At 76.1% G+C, this 14938-nt stretch carries 8 protein-coding genes; 6 read left to right on the forward strand and 2 right to left on the reverse strand.

Going from position 1 to position 14938, the window contains the following annotated elements; translation table 11 throughout:
* The first annotated feature begins 155 nt into the window (after positions 1-155).
* On the forward strand, positions 156-3581 hold the full coding sequence (locus Q7L73_RS12010; protein WP_304691945.1) for a phosphodiester glycosidase family protein: 3426 nt from the start codon (positions 156-158) through the stop codon (positions 3579-3581).
* On the forward strand, positions 3578-6934 hold the full coding sequence (locus tag Q7L73_RS12015) for a phosphodiester glycosidase family protein (protein ID WP_304691946.1): 3357 nt from the start codon (positions 3578-3580) through the stop codon (positions 6932-6934). Before Q7L73_RS12010 ends, Q7L73_RS12015 begins: the two co-directional genes overlap by 4 nt.
* Positions 6935-7031: 97 nt before the next feature.
* Here the strand turns inward: Q7L73_RS12015 and Q7L73_RS12020 are convergent, their stop codons facing one another.
* Positions 7032-9986, reverse strand: a complete 2955-nt coding sequence (locus Q7L73_RS12020; protein WP_304691947.1) for a LuxR family transcriptional regulator — start codon at positions 9984-9986, stop codon at positions 7032-7034.
* 86 nt (positions 9987-10072) lie between these two features.
* Between Q7L73_RS12020 and Q7L73_RS12025 the strand changes: the two genes are divergently transcribed.
* Both Q7L73_RS12025 and Q7L73_RS12030 read left to right on the forward strand, forming a co-directional pair.
* Positions 10073-11863 (forward strand): carboxypeptidase-like regulatory domain-containing protein, encoded by a 1791-nt coding sequence (locus tag Q7L73_RS12025; protein ID WP_304691948.1) that lies wholly within the window; start codon positions 10073-10075, stop codon positions 11861-11863.
* 43 nt (positions 11864-11906) lie between these two features.
* On the forward strand, positions 11907-12587 hold the full coding sequence (locus Q7L73_RS12030) for a hypothetical protein (protein WP_304691949.1): 681 nt from the start codon (positions 11907-11909) through the stop codon (positions 12585-12587).
* Here Q7L73_RS12030 and Q7L73_RS12035 read toward each other — a convergent pair.
* Positions 12584-13198 (reverse strand): TetR/AcrR family transcriptional regulator, encoded by a 615-nt coding sequence (locus tag Q7L73_RS12035; RefSeq protein WP_304691950.1) that lies wholly within the window; start codon positions 13196-13198, stop codon positions 12584-12586. The genes Q7L73_RS12030 and Q7L73_RS12035 overlap by 4 nt on opposite strands.
* A 107-nt stretch (positions 13199-13305) precedes the next feature.
* Between Q7L73_RS12035 and Q7L73_RS12040 the strand changes: the two genes are divergently transcribed.
* Positions 13306-13980: a class II aldolase/adducin family protein gene (locus Q7L73_RS12040; protein ID WP_304691951.1), complete on the forward strand. Its 675-nt coding sequence runs from the start codon at positions 13306-13308 to the stop codon at positions 13978-13980.
* Complete coding sequence (locus Q7L73_RS12045; RefSeq protein ID WP_304691952.1) at positions 13977-14903, forward strand: carbohydrate kinase family protein; 927 nt, start codon at positions 13977-13979, stop codon at positions 14901-14903. Before Q7L73_RS12040 ends, Q7L73_RS12045 begins: the two co-directional genes overlap by 4 nt.
* The last annotated feature ends 35 nt before the right edge of the window (positions 14904-14938 follow it).

Below are 14938 nucleotides of genomic sequence, written 5' to 3' on the forward strand. Positions count from 1 at the left end.
AGAGAGTGCATTCACCAAGTGATCTCACTTTGAACACAGTTGTGACTGAACGATTCCGATTCGGTAACGCCTCCTTCACAGACACAGTCACTGCCGTGTCGATACTCCGCATCCTTCACCCGTCGGGGGTCGAATGAATTAAGGAGCAACACCAAATGGCAGAGGCCCGGCCTCACCGCCCGTTCGCATTCGCACGGGCGCCTCGTCGTGCCCGTGGACTGGTCATCGGGACCGTCTCGTTCGGACTCGTCGCGCTGACGGCGGCGCCGTCCGCGCTCGCGACCCCGCTGAGCGCGTCCGAGACGACCGAGCAGCTCGCGCCGGGCATCGTCCTGCGCACGCTCAGACCGCTGACCTCGGCCGGCTTCGTCTCCGCCGACGTGCTCGAGGTGAGAATGGGCAGCGGCGGCGCGCGGCTCGGCTTCCTGACGCAGCCGACGACGACCTTCTCGGTCTCCGGCATCAGCACCGCGCCGAGCGCGCTCGCCAGAAGCGCCGGCGCGATCGGCGCCGTCAACGGCGACGCGTACGACAACGGCAACACCTTCGCGCCCAACCACGCGCAGATCCTCGGCGGCGCGCTGACGACCTCCGGCCCGCCCAGCGAGACGCGCGCCTGGCCGACGATCGGCGTCAGCAGAGCCGGCCTCGGCCTGCTCGACCTGCTCACCTTCGGCGGCACGGTCACGCGCACCGACGCGACCAGCGCGAGAACGTCGCTCAGACTCGACGCCGTCAATCAGCACAACGGCTACACCTCCGACGACGTCGCCGTCTTCACCGACCACTGGGGCGCCGCCACGCGCAACCGCCTCGGCGGCTCCAACCCGGTCGAGGTGCGCGTCGGCAGCGACGGCAGGGTGATCAGCGTCACCAGCGGCACGCCCGGCACGGGCGCCGTCGCCGCGGGCGAGTTCTACCTCGTCGGCCGCGAGGCCGGCGGCACCGCGCTGCAGCAGTTCCAGGTCGGCGACAGCGTCGAGCTGACCTACGCGCTCAGAAACGCCGACGGCCTCACGCCCGACTTCGACTTCGCGCTCGGCGCCCACAACTCGAACGCGCCGCTCGTCCGCAACGGCGTCGTGACCGCCGCCGACGACGGCGCCGGCGCCGCCAACCGCACCTCGGTCGGCTTCTCCGCCGACGGCAGAACGGCCTACCTCGCCGCCGTCCGCACCGCGAACCTGCCCGACCTCGGCGTCTTCATGCAGTCGCTCGGAGCGGCCAGCGCCGTCAACCTCGGCGGCGGCGGCTCGACGACCCTCTCGGCCCGCACCGCCGGCGCCGCCAACGTCACCGTCCGCACCGGCAGCGAGCGCAACGAGAACGGCGCGGTCGGCGTCTTCACCGCGAGCGGCGACGGCACCGCCAGAAACCTCCTGATCAGACCGGCCGGCAGCGCGCGGCCGCGCGTCTTCGCCGGCGGCCGCCTGCCGCTGACGGCGACCCCGCTCGACGCCGGCTGGGGCCCGGCGACGCTGAGCACGCAGGTCAGCTGGTCGGCCTCGGCCGGCAGCGTCGACGCCAGCGGCGTCTTCACCGCGCCCGCCGACGGCGGCGACGTGACGCTGAGCGCGAGCGCCGGCAGCGGCGTCAGCGGCAGCGCGACGATCAAGGTGCTGCCGAAGCTGCAGCGGATCACCGCCTCGCAGGCGAGCTACTCCTTCATCGGCACCTCCTCGGACCCGACCTTCGTGTCGCTGACCGGCCGCGACGCCGAGGGCTACGGCGCCCCGGTCGACGCCGCCACGACGGCGCTCGACTACGACAGAGCGATCGTCGACGTCGCGGTCCAGTCCGACGGCCGCCTGAAGATCACGCCGAAGGCGACCGGCTCGACCGTCCTGTGGGCGAAGCTCGGCGACGCCGCCGTCAGCGTCGCGCTGCTGGTCGGCTCGGGCGAGCTGCCGACGGTGATCCCGCCGGCCGAGCTGCCCGACCGGATGGTCGCGACCGACGGCAACGCGACGCTGCAGCAGTGGAGCTTCGCCGCGCTCGCCAACAGCGGCATCGCCGCCGGCGGCGACGCGGGCGCGCAGGCCGCGACGCGCGCCGTCAAGGCCGCCCGCGCCGCGGGCGCCGACCTCGTGCTGCTGTCCGGCGTGACCGCGGGCGCCAGCGGCCAGGCCGCCGCCGCGCGCAGCGCGCTGGAGGCCGCCGGCTGCGACGTGATCGGCGACGGCGAGTCGGTCCCGGCCGGCGCGCCGAGCGGCGGCACCGTCCCGTGCGTCGCGACGGCCGGCATCGCCGACCGCGTCGGCGGCTCGCTGAGCGAGTGGGGCGCCGGCTTCGGGGCGGCCTGGCGCGGCTTCGACCACCGCGGCGTCCGCTTCGTCCTGCTCGACTCCTCCGCGACCCAGCTGCGCGCCACGAGCGCCCAGCTGCGCGCGCTCGCGACCGCGCTCGACGGGGCCGAGACCGACAGCTCGATCCACGCCGTCGTCGTGCTGACGACGCGCCCGACGACCGACCCGCTCGGCGACACCAGCCGCGCGCTCACCGACGCCAACGAGGTCGCGCTGCTGCGCACCCTGCTGCGCGGCTTCCACGACCGCTCGCACAAGGGCGTGACGCTGATCGACGGCGAGTCGCGGATCGCGAGCGTCCGTCGTGACGAGGGCGTCGCCGAGTTCGGCCTGCCGACCGTCGCCGGCGAGCCGCGCGGCGACGTCGCGGCCGGCGGCTTCAGCGGCTGGACCCGCTTCACCGTCGACACCGAGGCCTCCGACGCCGGCCTCGACACGATCGGCGCCGACGTCCGCCCGTTCGCCTCGCAGGTCGCGGTCGACGCCGCCGACGAGGTGCTGGTCGACGAGGCCGTCGACGTCATCGCCGACGTCGAGCAGGGCTCGCGCACGGTGCCGCTGCGCTACCCGGCCTCGCCCCGCTGGTCGGGCTCGGCCAACCTCGCGATCGGCTCCGGCGCGGCCGCGCTCCGCGACGCGAAGGCGGCCGGCAAGGTCGCGCTGCTGGACCCCGCCAGCGGCGAGCTGACCGGTCTCGCCGAGGGCGAGGTGACGGTCACCGCGACCGCCGACGGCGACCTCTCCGAGCAGCCGGTCGCCGGCAGCGCGACGGTCAGCGTCGTCGCGCCCGAGCAGCCGCAGGAGCCGGGCGGCGAGGAGCCGAACAGAGAGCAGCCCGGCGGCGAGCAGCCCGGCGGTCAGCAGCCGCTGCCCGGCGGCCAGACCCCGGTCACGAGAACGCCCGACGTGCTGCAGCCGACGAGCCCGCTGCCGAGCGGCCCGGTCCGCACCGGCAAGGTCGCCGTCAAGGCGAGCGCGGCGAAGGCCGGCGCCGTCAGAGTGACGCTGTCGGTCGCGAAGGGCTCGACGGCCACCGCGACGGTCCAGCTGAGAGCGAAGCTGCGCGTGGGCAGGAAGACGGCGATGGTGCTCGTCGGCCGCGGCAGCGCGACGCTCGGCGACGGCGGCAGCAAGACGCTGACGCTGAAGCTCAACGCAGCCGGCAGAAAGGCGCTGAAGAAGGCCCGCAAGCTGAAGCTGCAGGTCGTCGTCTCCGCCAGAGACGCCGCCGGCAAGCTCGTCAGAACGACGAAGTCGCTCACGGTCAAGCGATGAGCGCACGCCGCACCCGCACCGCCGTCGTCGCCGTCACGCTGCTCGCCGCCTTCCCGGCGGCGGCGGTGACGGCGGCGCCGGCCGCGGCCGGGATCCTGCCGTCGCTGGACAGCAGCGAGCAGATCGGTCCCGGCATGACCTACCGCCACGTGCAGTACCCGCAGGCGAGCGGCTGGGTCGACGCCTATCTGCTGACCGCCGACCTCGCGCAGAGCGGCGTCAGAATCGACCTCGGCCACCCGCCGGTCGTCGCGCAGGGGATGGCGCTCAGCAGACAGCTCGCCAACGTCGGCGCGATCGCCGGCGTCAACGCCGACTTCTTCGACATCAACAACTCGTACGCCTCGATCGGCTTCGAGGTCGCCGCCGGCGCGCTGCGCAAGACGGCCGCGCCGGAGGCGCTCAACCGCGACGCGTCGATCGTCACGAGCGCCGGCAGAGCGCTGATCTCGCAGCTCAGATTCAGCGGCACGGTCAGAGCGGGCGGCTCGACGCTCGCGCAGTTGAGCGGTGTCAACAGCCACAGCGCGGCGAGCGGCGGGATCGTCGCCTTCACGCCGCTGTGGGGCACCTACTCGCGTGCGCGCGCCACCAACGGCGCCGGCGACACCGCCGAGGTGCTCGTGCAGAACGGCGTCGTCACCGCCGTCAGCAGCGGCACGCCCGGCTCCGGCGCGATCCCCTCCGACGGCTTCTACCTCGTCGGCCGCGAGGGCGGCGCGACGACGCTCGACACGCTCCAGGTCGGCGACCCCGTCACGCTCGACTACGCGGTCGCAAGCGCGGCCGGCGACGACGTCCGGTTCGCCGTCTCCGGCGGCGCGCGGCTGGTCCGCGACGGCGTCCTGCAGTCGCCCGCCGGCAGCGAGGCCGGCGATCCGCTCAACCCCAACCCGCGCACCGGGATCGGCTTCGACAGAGACGGGCGCCGCGTCTACCTGGCAGTCGTCGACGGCCGCCGCAGCGGCTTCCCCGGCGTGCTCCAGAGCGAGCTCGGCAGACTGCTGCTCGACGCCGGCGCCTGGAACGCGCAGAACCTCGACGGCGGCGGCTCCAGCGAGCTGATCGCGCGTCCCGCCGGCTCCTCGTCGCTGGCGATCCGCAACGTCCCCTCCGACGGCCAGGAGCGCACCGACGCGAACTCCGTCGGCCTCTTCATCGCGCCCGGCGACGGCACCGCGAGAACGCTGCTGCTCGACCCCGACGGCGACGCGGCCCGCTCCTCCGGCGCGCCCGCGCGCGTCTTCGCGGGCCTCCAGCGGCGCTTCAGAGTCGCGACCGCGGTCGATGCCGGCTGGGGTCCGGCGACGTTGCCGGCGACGCCTGCCTGGAGCGCCAGCGGCGGCAGGATCGCGACCGACGGCAGACTGCGCGCGCCGGCCGGCTCCGGCAGGCTGACGGTCACCGCGACCGCCAGCGCCGCCAGCGGCAGCACGGCCGTGACGGTGCTCGACGCGCCGCGCACACTCGAGCCCTCCTCGCGCTCGGTCGCCTTCGGCACCGCTTCCAGCTCGCCCGCGAACGTGACGCTGAGCGGCCGCGACGCCGACGGCTTCACCGCCCCGCTCGACGCCGCCGACACGACCTTCACGTACGACAGAGCGGTCGTGACCGTGACGGCGGCCAGCGACGGCCGTCTGCGGATCACGCCGAGAGCGGCCGGCGCGACCGTCGTCGCCGTCAGCGTCGGCGACGCGAAGGCCGAGCTGGCGGTCACCGTCGGCTCGGCGAGAGCGCCGGCGATCGACGCCGCGCCGGTCGCCGACCGCCTCGTCGCCGCCGCCGGCGGCGCGCCGGCGGCGTGGAGCTTCGCCGCGCTGGCCGCGCCCGACATCGCCGCCGACTCCGGCGAGCGGGCTGACGCGACCGTCGCCGCGCTCGCGCGGATCCGCGCGACCGCGCCCGACTTCGTGCTCGTCAGCGGCGTGACTGAAAGCGGCGGTGACGGCCAGGCGCTGGCCGCGCGCGACGTGCTCAGACGCGGCGGCTGCCAGCTCGTGACAGCGGCGATCGATCCGCCGACGGCCTCCGCGGGCAGCGTCTCCTGCGTCGTGCTGCCGGGCGACGGCGATCGTCAGGGCGGCACGCTGTCGAGCACCTTCAACGCCTCCTTCGGGCCGGCGTGGCGGGTCTTCGACCACAAGCGCACGCGCTTCGTGCTGCTCGACTCCTCCGCCGGCACGCTGCTCGGCGACGCGGTCGCCCAGCTCGACGCGCTCGACGCGGCGCTCGACGGCGCGGTCTCCGCCAGCGGCGTCGACAACGTCGTCGTCGCGACCCACCGCCCGGCGGCCGATCCGCTCGGCGACGGCTCGCGCCAGCTGGCCGACCCGCGCGAGACGGCGCTGCTGGAGAAGGCGCTGGCCGGCTTCGCGCAGCGCAGCGACAAGCCGGTCGTGCTGCTGTCCGGCGGCGGCCGCAACGCCGCCGTGCGCCACGCCGACGGCGTCGCCGAGCTGGGTCTGCCCGCGCTCGGCAGCCCACGCGGCAGCGCCGCGACGGGCGGCTTCACCGGCTGGACGCGGCTCGCGGTCGACGCCGGCGCACCCGACGGCGTCGTCGCCGACGTGCGCCCGTCCGGCAGCGCGGTCGTGCTCGACGCGGCCGCCGAGGTCGCCGTCGACGCGACGATCCCGCTCGCCGCGTCGCTGACGCAGGGCGATCGCACGGTGCCGCTCGCCTACCCGGTCTCGCCGCGCTGGGACGGCTCGGCCGAGCTGGCGATCGGCAGCGGCGGGACCGCCCTGGCGGCGGCTCGCGCGGCCGGCAAGGTCGCGCTGCTCGATCCCGTCACGCGGCAGCTGACGGGCCTGCGCGCCGGCACCGTCACGATCGCCGTCGAGACCGACGCGGCGAGCGGCACGCAGCCGCTGAAGGCCGCGCGGAGCGTGACGGTGACGGCCGCGACGACGCCGCCGGACGGCCCGCCGCTGGTCGGCGATCCCGGTCCGCAGCCGGGCCTCCCGACGCCGCCCGCGCCGCTGCCCGGCGGCGGCGCCGGCACGAAGCCGCCGGTGAGAACGGCGGCGCCGGCCGCGAGCATCCTCTCGCTGAAGGCGACCAGAGCCGGGTTCGCGATCGTGCTGCGCGCCCCCGCCGCCGGCCGCCTGACGGTCTCGGCGACGGCGACCCCGCGCGGCGGCACGCGCGCGCTGAAGCTCAGCACGAGCAGCGCCCGCGTCCGCAAGGCCGGCAGGGTGACGGTGACGCTGAGAGCGAGCAGACGGACGCGCGCGCTGCTCGCCGCCGGCAGAGGCGGCAGAGCGACGGTCAAGGCGCAGATCCGCTTCGTCACGGCCGACGGCCGTTCGCGCACGACGACGAAGAGCGTCGTCGTGCGCGTGAAGCGCTGAGCGGCGACCAGCCGCACCCGCCACGCCCGCGCGCCGGCAGCCGCGGCATGGGAGCGCGCGGGCGATGGGCGGCGCCGCAGGTCGCGGCGGCGGTCGCTCAGTCGGCGCGGAGCCTGTCGAGCGCCGGGCCGAGCTGGTCGCGGCCGGCGACGCCGAGCTTGCGGTAGACGTTGGTGAGGTGGAACTGGACGGTCTTCGGCACCACGACCGCCTCCGCCGCGATCTCCGCGTTCGTCAGCCCGAGCGCCGCCAGCCGCGCGATCCGCCGCTCGCTCGGCGTCAGCGCCGCCGGGCCCGAGGTCGCCGTGCGGCGCGGCCGCGCGCCGGTCGCCACGAGCGCCGCGCCGGCCCGCTCGGCCAGCACCGTCGCGCCCAGCTCGGCGGCCAGCGCCGCCGCCTCGCGCAGCGTCGCGCGCGCCGCGTCCGCGGCGCCGTCGTCGGCCAGCGCCGCGCCCAGCTCGACGAGCGTGTGCGCCCGGTCGAGCTGCGCCGGCGAGCCGGCGAGCACGGCGGCCGACTCGCGCAGGAGCGCGACGGGTGTCGTATCGGCGTCGGCGGCGTCGGCGGCGTCCGCGGGCGCCGCGCCGGCGTCCTCGCGGCCGAAGCCGTCCGTGTCCGCCCCCGCGACGAGCGCCTGCGTCCGCAGCGCCGCGCCGAGCGGTCGCGTCAGCTGCAGCGCGCGAGCGCTCGCGACCTCCTCGGCGACCAGCGCCCGCGCCCGCTCGCCCTCGCCGAGGCGCGCGAGCGCGAGCGCGGCCAGCGAGCGCCAGGGGCAGAACGGGTGGGTCGTCTCCATCGCGCGGATCAGCTCGCCGCAACGCTCGAACGAGGCCAGCGCCGCGGCCGCGTCGCCGCGCGCGAGCGCGACGCGCCCCTCGGCCTCCAGCAGCATCGCGTACGGGATCGAGCCGGCCCAGCGCTCGGCGGCGTCGGGCACGTCGAGCGCCGCCGCGACGGTCGCGAGGTCGCCGCGCTCCAGCGCCACGAGCGCGACGACGGCGCGCGCGGCCGGCTCGTACATCTGCCAGCCGGGCGTCGCCAGCGCCGCTCTCGCATCGGCGTCGGCGGCGGCGAGCGCGCCGCGGTAGTAGCGCGGCCAGGCGCGCAGGTAGGCGGCGGTCGCGCGCTGGTGGGCGGCGCCGTGGCGGTCGGCATGCTCGACGGCGGCGTCGAGCACGCGCTCGGAGTCCGCGAGCGCGTCCGACCAGGTCAGCGTCGCGGCGATCTGCGACAGCACGATCCCGTGCGTGTCCAGCTCGTCGAGGATGCGGCCGTCGGCCCAGGCGCGCAGCGCGGTCGCGATCGCGGTCGGCGGCGGCGCGCTGCGGATGCCCTGCTCCAATGCGACCTCTGCCAGCAGCGCCCGCTCGCCGCGCGTCTGCCCGTCGGCCGGCGTCTCCAGCAGCGGCGTGAGCCGCCGGTACGCCTCCGGCCGCAGGCTGGTCTCGAAGCGGGCGGCGCCGATGAAGCCGGCGCGCAGCTCGGCGGTCAGCTCGCGCGGCCCCTCCCCGTCCAACGTCACGAGCCCCGCGTCGAACGCCTCCGCCGCCTCCAGCAGGGCGCCGCGCGCGAAGCGGGTGCGGCCGAGCCACAGGAACGCCTCGGCGCGCTCCTCGCCGCGCAGGCGCCCGGCGGCATCGGCCAGCGTCGCCTCTGCCTCGCCGGCGCCGACCGCGGCCTGCGCACGGCCGAGGTCGAGCAGCACCGCCGCCAGCTGCCAGTCGCTCGGTGGTTCCTCCAACGCCCGTCGCAGGTACGCGATCGCCGACTCCGGCGCGGCGCGGGCGCGGGCCTGCGCGGCCGCCTCGCGCAGCCGTTCGACGACCTCCGTGTCGCGCGCCGGCAGCGCCCGCAGCAGGTGCGCGGCGACGCGCTCGCGGTCGGCGCGGTCAGCCGCGAGCTGGCGTGCGGCGGCGGCGTGGAGGCGGCCGCGGCGGGCCGCCGGCAGGTGGTCGTGGAGCGAGGAGCGGACGATCGGGTGAGCGAAGGCGAGCGGCTCGACGCCGGCGAGGATCCCCGCCGCCAGCAGCCGGTCGGCGGCGGAGGCGGCGCTGTCGAGGTCGGCGCCGGCGAGCCGCGCCGCCTGCCGCAGCGTCGCCCCGTCGCCGAGCACCGCCGCCATCCGCGCCAGCTCGCCGGCGAGCGGCGGCAGCCGCGTCAGCTGCGCCTCGACGTAGCGCGCGATCGTCTCGACGCCGGCGAGGTCGCCCGCTCCCGCGCCGCCCGCTCCCGCGCCGGCCGCAGTCGCGCCTCTCCCGTCCTCCCCGGCGGCCGCCACATCTCGCAGCAGCGCCGTCATCAGCAGCGGGTTGCCGCCGCTGGCGGCGGCGCAGGCGTCGAGGAACGAGCGCGGGGCGCCGGCGCGGCCCAGCTCGGCGGCGAGCGCGGTCAGCGCGGTGGCGTCGAGCGGGCCCAGCTCGAGCACGATCGCCGGCGGCGCGACGCGGAACCGTTCGAGCGCGTCGGGGTCGGTCGGCTGCTCGCCGGCGCGCAGCGCCGCGACGACGACGAGCGGATGGCGCGCGGCACGCGCGGAGAGGTGGGCGAGCGCGGCGAGCGTGCCGCGATCGGCCCACTGCACGTCGTCGACGACGACCAGCAGCGGCTGCGCGGCGGCCGCGTTCGCGAGCAGCCGGTAGGCGCCGTGGGCGTAGCGCTGAGCGGCGTCGGCCGGCAGCGGCCCCGGCGCCGGCCGCAGCAGCGGCAGCACCAGCGCGGCACCGCCGGCGAACAGCCCGGCCCCCGCGCCGCCGCCTGCACCCGCCCCGCCCACCGCCTCCTCCGCGAGCGGCGCGATCAGCTCCAGCAGCGTCCCGAAGGCGGCATCGGTCGTCAGCGGGTCGCCGGTCGCGGTCAGCGTGCGGGCGCCGGTGCGGCGGGCGATCTCCTCCAGCTCGCGCAGCAGGCGCGACTTGCCGATCCCGGCGGCGCCGACGACGAGCGCGTGGCTGCCGCCGCCGCGCGACGCCTCGTCGAGCAGCTCGACGAGCAGGTCGAGCTCGCGGTCACGGCCGAGCAGCGGCACGTTGTCGGGACGGCCGAGGACGCTCATGCGCCGACATTCTGGCGCGTTTGCGCAAAAGACTGGGAGGGGGTCCAGTGTGAGGTCAGTGCACCGGCCTTTAGCGTCGCCGCTCGATGACTGCCGCCGCCCGCCTCCGCGCGCTCGTCTGCGCTCTGATCGCCGCCGCCGCGCTCGCGCTGGCCGCATCTCCCGCCTACGCCGGCGACTGGACCGTCGCCGAGATCACCGGCCCGCCCGGCACGAGATGGATCCAGCCGACCGCGGTCAACATCAACGGCGTCGTCGTCGGCCGCGCGTACTTCCCCGGGCGCGGCGACATGACCCCGTTCCGCTGGGAGAACGGCACGATGGTCGAGCTGGCGACGACCGAGGGGATCGCCTACGACGTCAACGACAGCGGCGTGATCGTCGGCCGCCTCGGCGACAACGGCGCCGTCTGGACCGGTTCGCCGCCGGCGCTCGGCCTGACCGCGAGAAACATCGCCGGCAGATACGGCTCGGCCGCCCACGGCATCAACGCCAGAGGCACGATCGCCGGCTCCGCGGGCGACGCCGGCAACATCCCGCCGCCGTGGAACAACGGCAGAAGCACCTACGACAACCGCTTCCCGGCGTTGACGACCGGCGGCGGCTGGTCGCGCCTGCCGATGCCCGACGTCATAACCGACAGAGGCGCGACGATCATCGGCGGCGACGCGATGAAGGTCAACGACAACGGCCTGATCCTGATCGGCGGGATGAACATGAGCGGCCGCCCGCGCCTCTCCAGCGGTGGCGTCGCCGGCCCGATCTTCGACATGGTCGCCGGCAACCAGGGCTTCAACAACAGCGGCCAGATCGCCGGCCGCACGCTCTTCAGCAGCCCCACCACCGATCCGTTCTCGGCGCGCGTCTGGGACGGCACGCAGTACGTCGACGTCGGCGCGGGGCAGCCGAGATCGCGTGCGAACGCGATCAACGACAACGGCTGGATCGTCGGCCGCGCCGGCACCGAGGACTACCAGGCCGAGTACAGACAGCTCGGCAACGCCTGGCTGTGGCGGCTCGACGAGGCGCCGGTGCCGCTCGCGCAGCTGGGCCCGGCCGGCTGGTCGTACGCGAACGCGACCGACGTCAACAACGACGGCGTGATCGTCGGCGTCGGCCAGCACGGCGGCGTCGAGATGGGCTTCATGATGACCCCGGCGGCGATCGCGCACAGACTCAGCGGGACCGTCTGGGACGCGAACGGCGGCCCGGTCGCGGGCGCGCAGCTGCGGATCGTCGGCGCCGCCGGCCAGGAGATCACGCCGGCCGTCACGACCGGCGCCGACGGCAGATACAGCACGACGCTGCTGCGCGGCGACTACCTCGTCACGGTCCTGCCCGCGGGCAGATACGTGCCCGACGCTGGCGCCGGCTGCGCGCTGCTGGGCGCGACCTGCGGGCTCGGCCTGAGCAGAAACCGCGTCGTCGACTTCTACGCGATCCCCTCGATCCCGCCACCGCCGCTCCCGCCGGGCAGAGACAGCGGCAGAAGCGGCAGCGCCGACAGAACCGGTCCGGCGATCAGAGGCCCGAAGGCCGGCACGACCGTCGCGCTGTCCAGAAGAGGCGCCGTCGGGATCGGGCTCGGGCCGTTCGCCGAGCCGGTCAGCGGCACGGTCGTGCTGCGCGAGGCGGCGGCCAGAAGAGGGAGAGCGAGAAGACGCGCGCTCGCGGCGGCGAAGCAGCCGGCCCCGCTCGGCCGCGCATCGTTCAAGGCGAGAGCGAGCAGAAGGGTCGTCGTGACGATCAGACTGAGCCGCGCCGCGAAGAGACGCGTCAAGCAGCGCAGACGCCTCGCGGCTGTCGTCGTCGTGACCGCGCGTGACGCCGCCGGCAACGCCACGACGAAGAGCTTCAGCGTCACGCTCAAGGGCTGACAGCCGGCGCGCGCTGGCCGCGCGCGCTGCGATGATCGCGCCCATGGACGCCCTGCCCGACCCTGAGCTGGAGGCCGAGGAGACGACCGTCTTCCGCGCGACCGTCGACGGCGAGGAGGTCGGCGGCGGCACGCTGACGCTGCGGCCGGAGGGCGAGCGCGAGCTGGTGCAGGCGATCGCGGGCGAGGCGTTCGGCCGCGTCAGCGGGACCGTCGAGACGCGCTTCCGCCGCCGCGGCGGCGAGCTGCTGGCGGCGTCGCAGACGATCGAGCTGCGCGACCGCGAGCGCGAGCTGTACCGCATGAACGCGACCTTCCGCGACGTGCAGGCGCCGCAGATGGGCGGCGAGCTGACGCCCTACCCGCGCGAGATGGTGCCGGCGCCGGCGCTCGCGCTCGCGCTGCGCGCGCTGCCGCTGGGCGAGAGGGCGCGCTTCGTCCCGCGCGTGTGGCTGGCCGCGGTCGTCCACTGGCCGCTCGACATGCGCGTCGAGAAGCGCGAGCGCGTGACCGTGCCGGCCGGCAAGCTCGACTGCTGGCGGATCCGGATGCGCCCGTCGCTGCTCGACGTCGCGCAGGCGCTCGACGAGCTGTCGGCGAACGTCGTCCCGCCGCTCGTCGCGCACGTCGCCGTCGACGGCCAGCGGCTCGTCCGCCTCGCCTTCCCGACCGGCCCCGGCCGCAGCGACCCGCCGGGGCTGCTGGAGGCGACGGAGCTGCGCTAGCCGCGCTCGGCCTCGGACGCGCTCGCGCCGAGCGTCTGCGCCGCGTAGGCGGCCATCATCGTGCGGCCCTCGCGCAGCAGCGTCGGGTCGCCGTCGGGGTCGATCCGGAAGGCCTCGCGCAGGACGCCGTCGCCGACGAGCACGATCATCCGCGCGGCGACGTCGAGCCGCTCGGCGGGCGCGCCGGGCCAGTGGACGGCGAGCACGCGCCGCAGCGCGCCGGCGACCTGCTCGCGCATCGGCCGCGTCGCCGTGCGGACCTGCTCGGTGCGCAGGCCGCCGTACCAGAGCGCGCGGAACGACGGCTCGCCGCGGAAGCCGGCGGCGAGCGTCTCGATCACGGCCCCGAGCGGGTCGGCGGCGGGGTTCGTCTCCTCCGCCTCGGCGGTCGCGGCGACGAGGTCGGCGAAGCGCTGCCAGTGGCGCAGCGCGAGCGCTTCCGCGATCGACTCCTTGTCGGCGAAGTAGGCGTAGACGGAGCCGACCGCGACACCCGCCGTGGCGGCGATTCTCGTGGTCGTGAGCGTCTCGGCGCCGTCTCTCGCGAGCAGCGCGTCGGCGGCGTCGAGAATGCGGTCGTGCTTCTCGCGGGCACGCTGTTGCTGGGGCACGCGCCGCGTCGTCTCGCCGCCCGCTCTGCGGGCTCCTGACGCGGCTGCTCTCTCGGACGACGACTTGAACATGAAGTCGCATTCAGGTTACGCTCCGCCGCGGATCGATGCAAGCCGCTCCCGACATCGTCAGCGCACGCGCCCAGGTCGCCGCCGCCGCCCATCGGCTCGCCGCCGCGGGGCTCGTCGCGGGCACGGCCGGGAACGTCAGCGCGCGCGTCGGCGAGGCGGTCGCGATCACGCCGACCGGCGCGGTGCTGGCGACCGTCGAGCCGGACGAGGTGACGGTCGTCGCGCTCGACGGCACGGTGCTCGACGGCGCGCTGGCGCCGACCTCGGAGCTGGACCTGCACCTCGGCGTCTACGACGCCTACGGCGCCGGCGCGGTCGTCCACACGCACGCGCCGGTCGCGACCGCGCTCGCCTGCGTGCTCGACGAGCTGCCGTGCGTCCACTACGAGATGCTGCTGCTCGGCGGCCCGGTGCGGGTCGCCCCGTACGCGACCTTCGGCACGCCGCAGCTGGCCGCGTCAGCCGTCGCGGCGCTGGAGGGGCGCACCGCCGCGCTGCTGGCCAACCACGGCACGATCGCCTACGGCGCCGACGTCGAGTGGGCGCTGCGCGCGACCGAGCTGCTGGAGTGGGCGGCGACGGTCTGGTGGCGCGCGTCGCAGCTCGGCACGCCGCGCGTGCTCGACGCGGCGGCGCGGCAGGCGGTCGTCGACGCGGCGATCGCGCGCGGCTACGGCGCCACCCGCCGGATCACGGAGGAGAGAGCATGAGCGAGCAGGTCGTCGTCGCGCTGGGCGTGCACGTGCTGGACGTGCTCGTGCGGCCGGTCACCGAGATCCCGCAGGGGCAGGGTGGCGCGCTGGTCGAGCAGATCAAGCTGACCGCGGCCGGCTCGGCCGGCGGGACGGCGCTGGTGCTGAGCCGGCTCGGCGCCGAGGTCCGCAGCGCCGGCGCGATCGGCACCGACGCGCTCGGCGACGCGCTGCTGGCCCTGCTGAAGCGCGACGGCGTCGACACGCGCGCGCTGCTGCGGCGCGACGAGGCGCAGACCTCGGCAAGCGTGCTGCCGATCCGCCCCGACGGCTCACGGCCGGCCTTCCACGTCGTCGGCGCGAACGCGACCTACACGCCCGCGGACGTGACCGACGCCCTGCTCGACGGCGCGACGCACCTCCACCTCGGCGGCCCGGAGTTCCTCGGCGGCGAGCAGGCGGCGGAGATCCTGCGGCGGGCCCGCGCGCGCGGCATCACGACCTCCGCCGACGTGCTCGCGCCGGGCGACATGGGCGTGCTGGAGTGGATCGCCAGCGCGCTGCCGGAGCTGGACTACTTCCTCCCCAACGACGAGCAGGTGCTCGGCTTCACCGGCGCCGCCGACCTCGAAGCGGGCTGCCGCCAGCTGGTCGAGCGCGGCGTCGGCTGCGTCGCGGCGACGCGCGGCGCGGAGGGCGTGCTGCTGGTCGACGGCGCCGGCCCGGCGCTCGCCGTGCCCGCGACGGCCGCCGAGGTGGTCGACACGACCGGCTGCGGCGACGCCTTCTCGGCCGGCTTCCTGCGCGGCCTCGCGCTCGGCCGCAGCCGCGAGCAGGCCGCCCGCCTCGGCTGCGCGGTGGCGGGGATCGTCGCCGGCGGCCTCGGCTCCGACCACGGCGACTACGACCTCGCGCGCGTCGAGGCGCTGCTCGCGGGTTGAGACAGCGTCAGCGCCGGCTCGCGCATAGGATCTCC

Source organism: Conexibacter sp. CPCC 205762 (genome assembly GCF_030646155.1).
Classification (GTDB): Bacteria; Actinomycetota; Thermoleophilia; order Solirubrobacterales; family Solirubrobacteraceae; genus Conexibacter.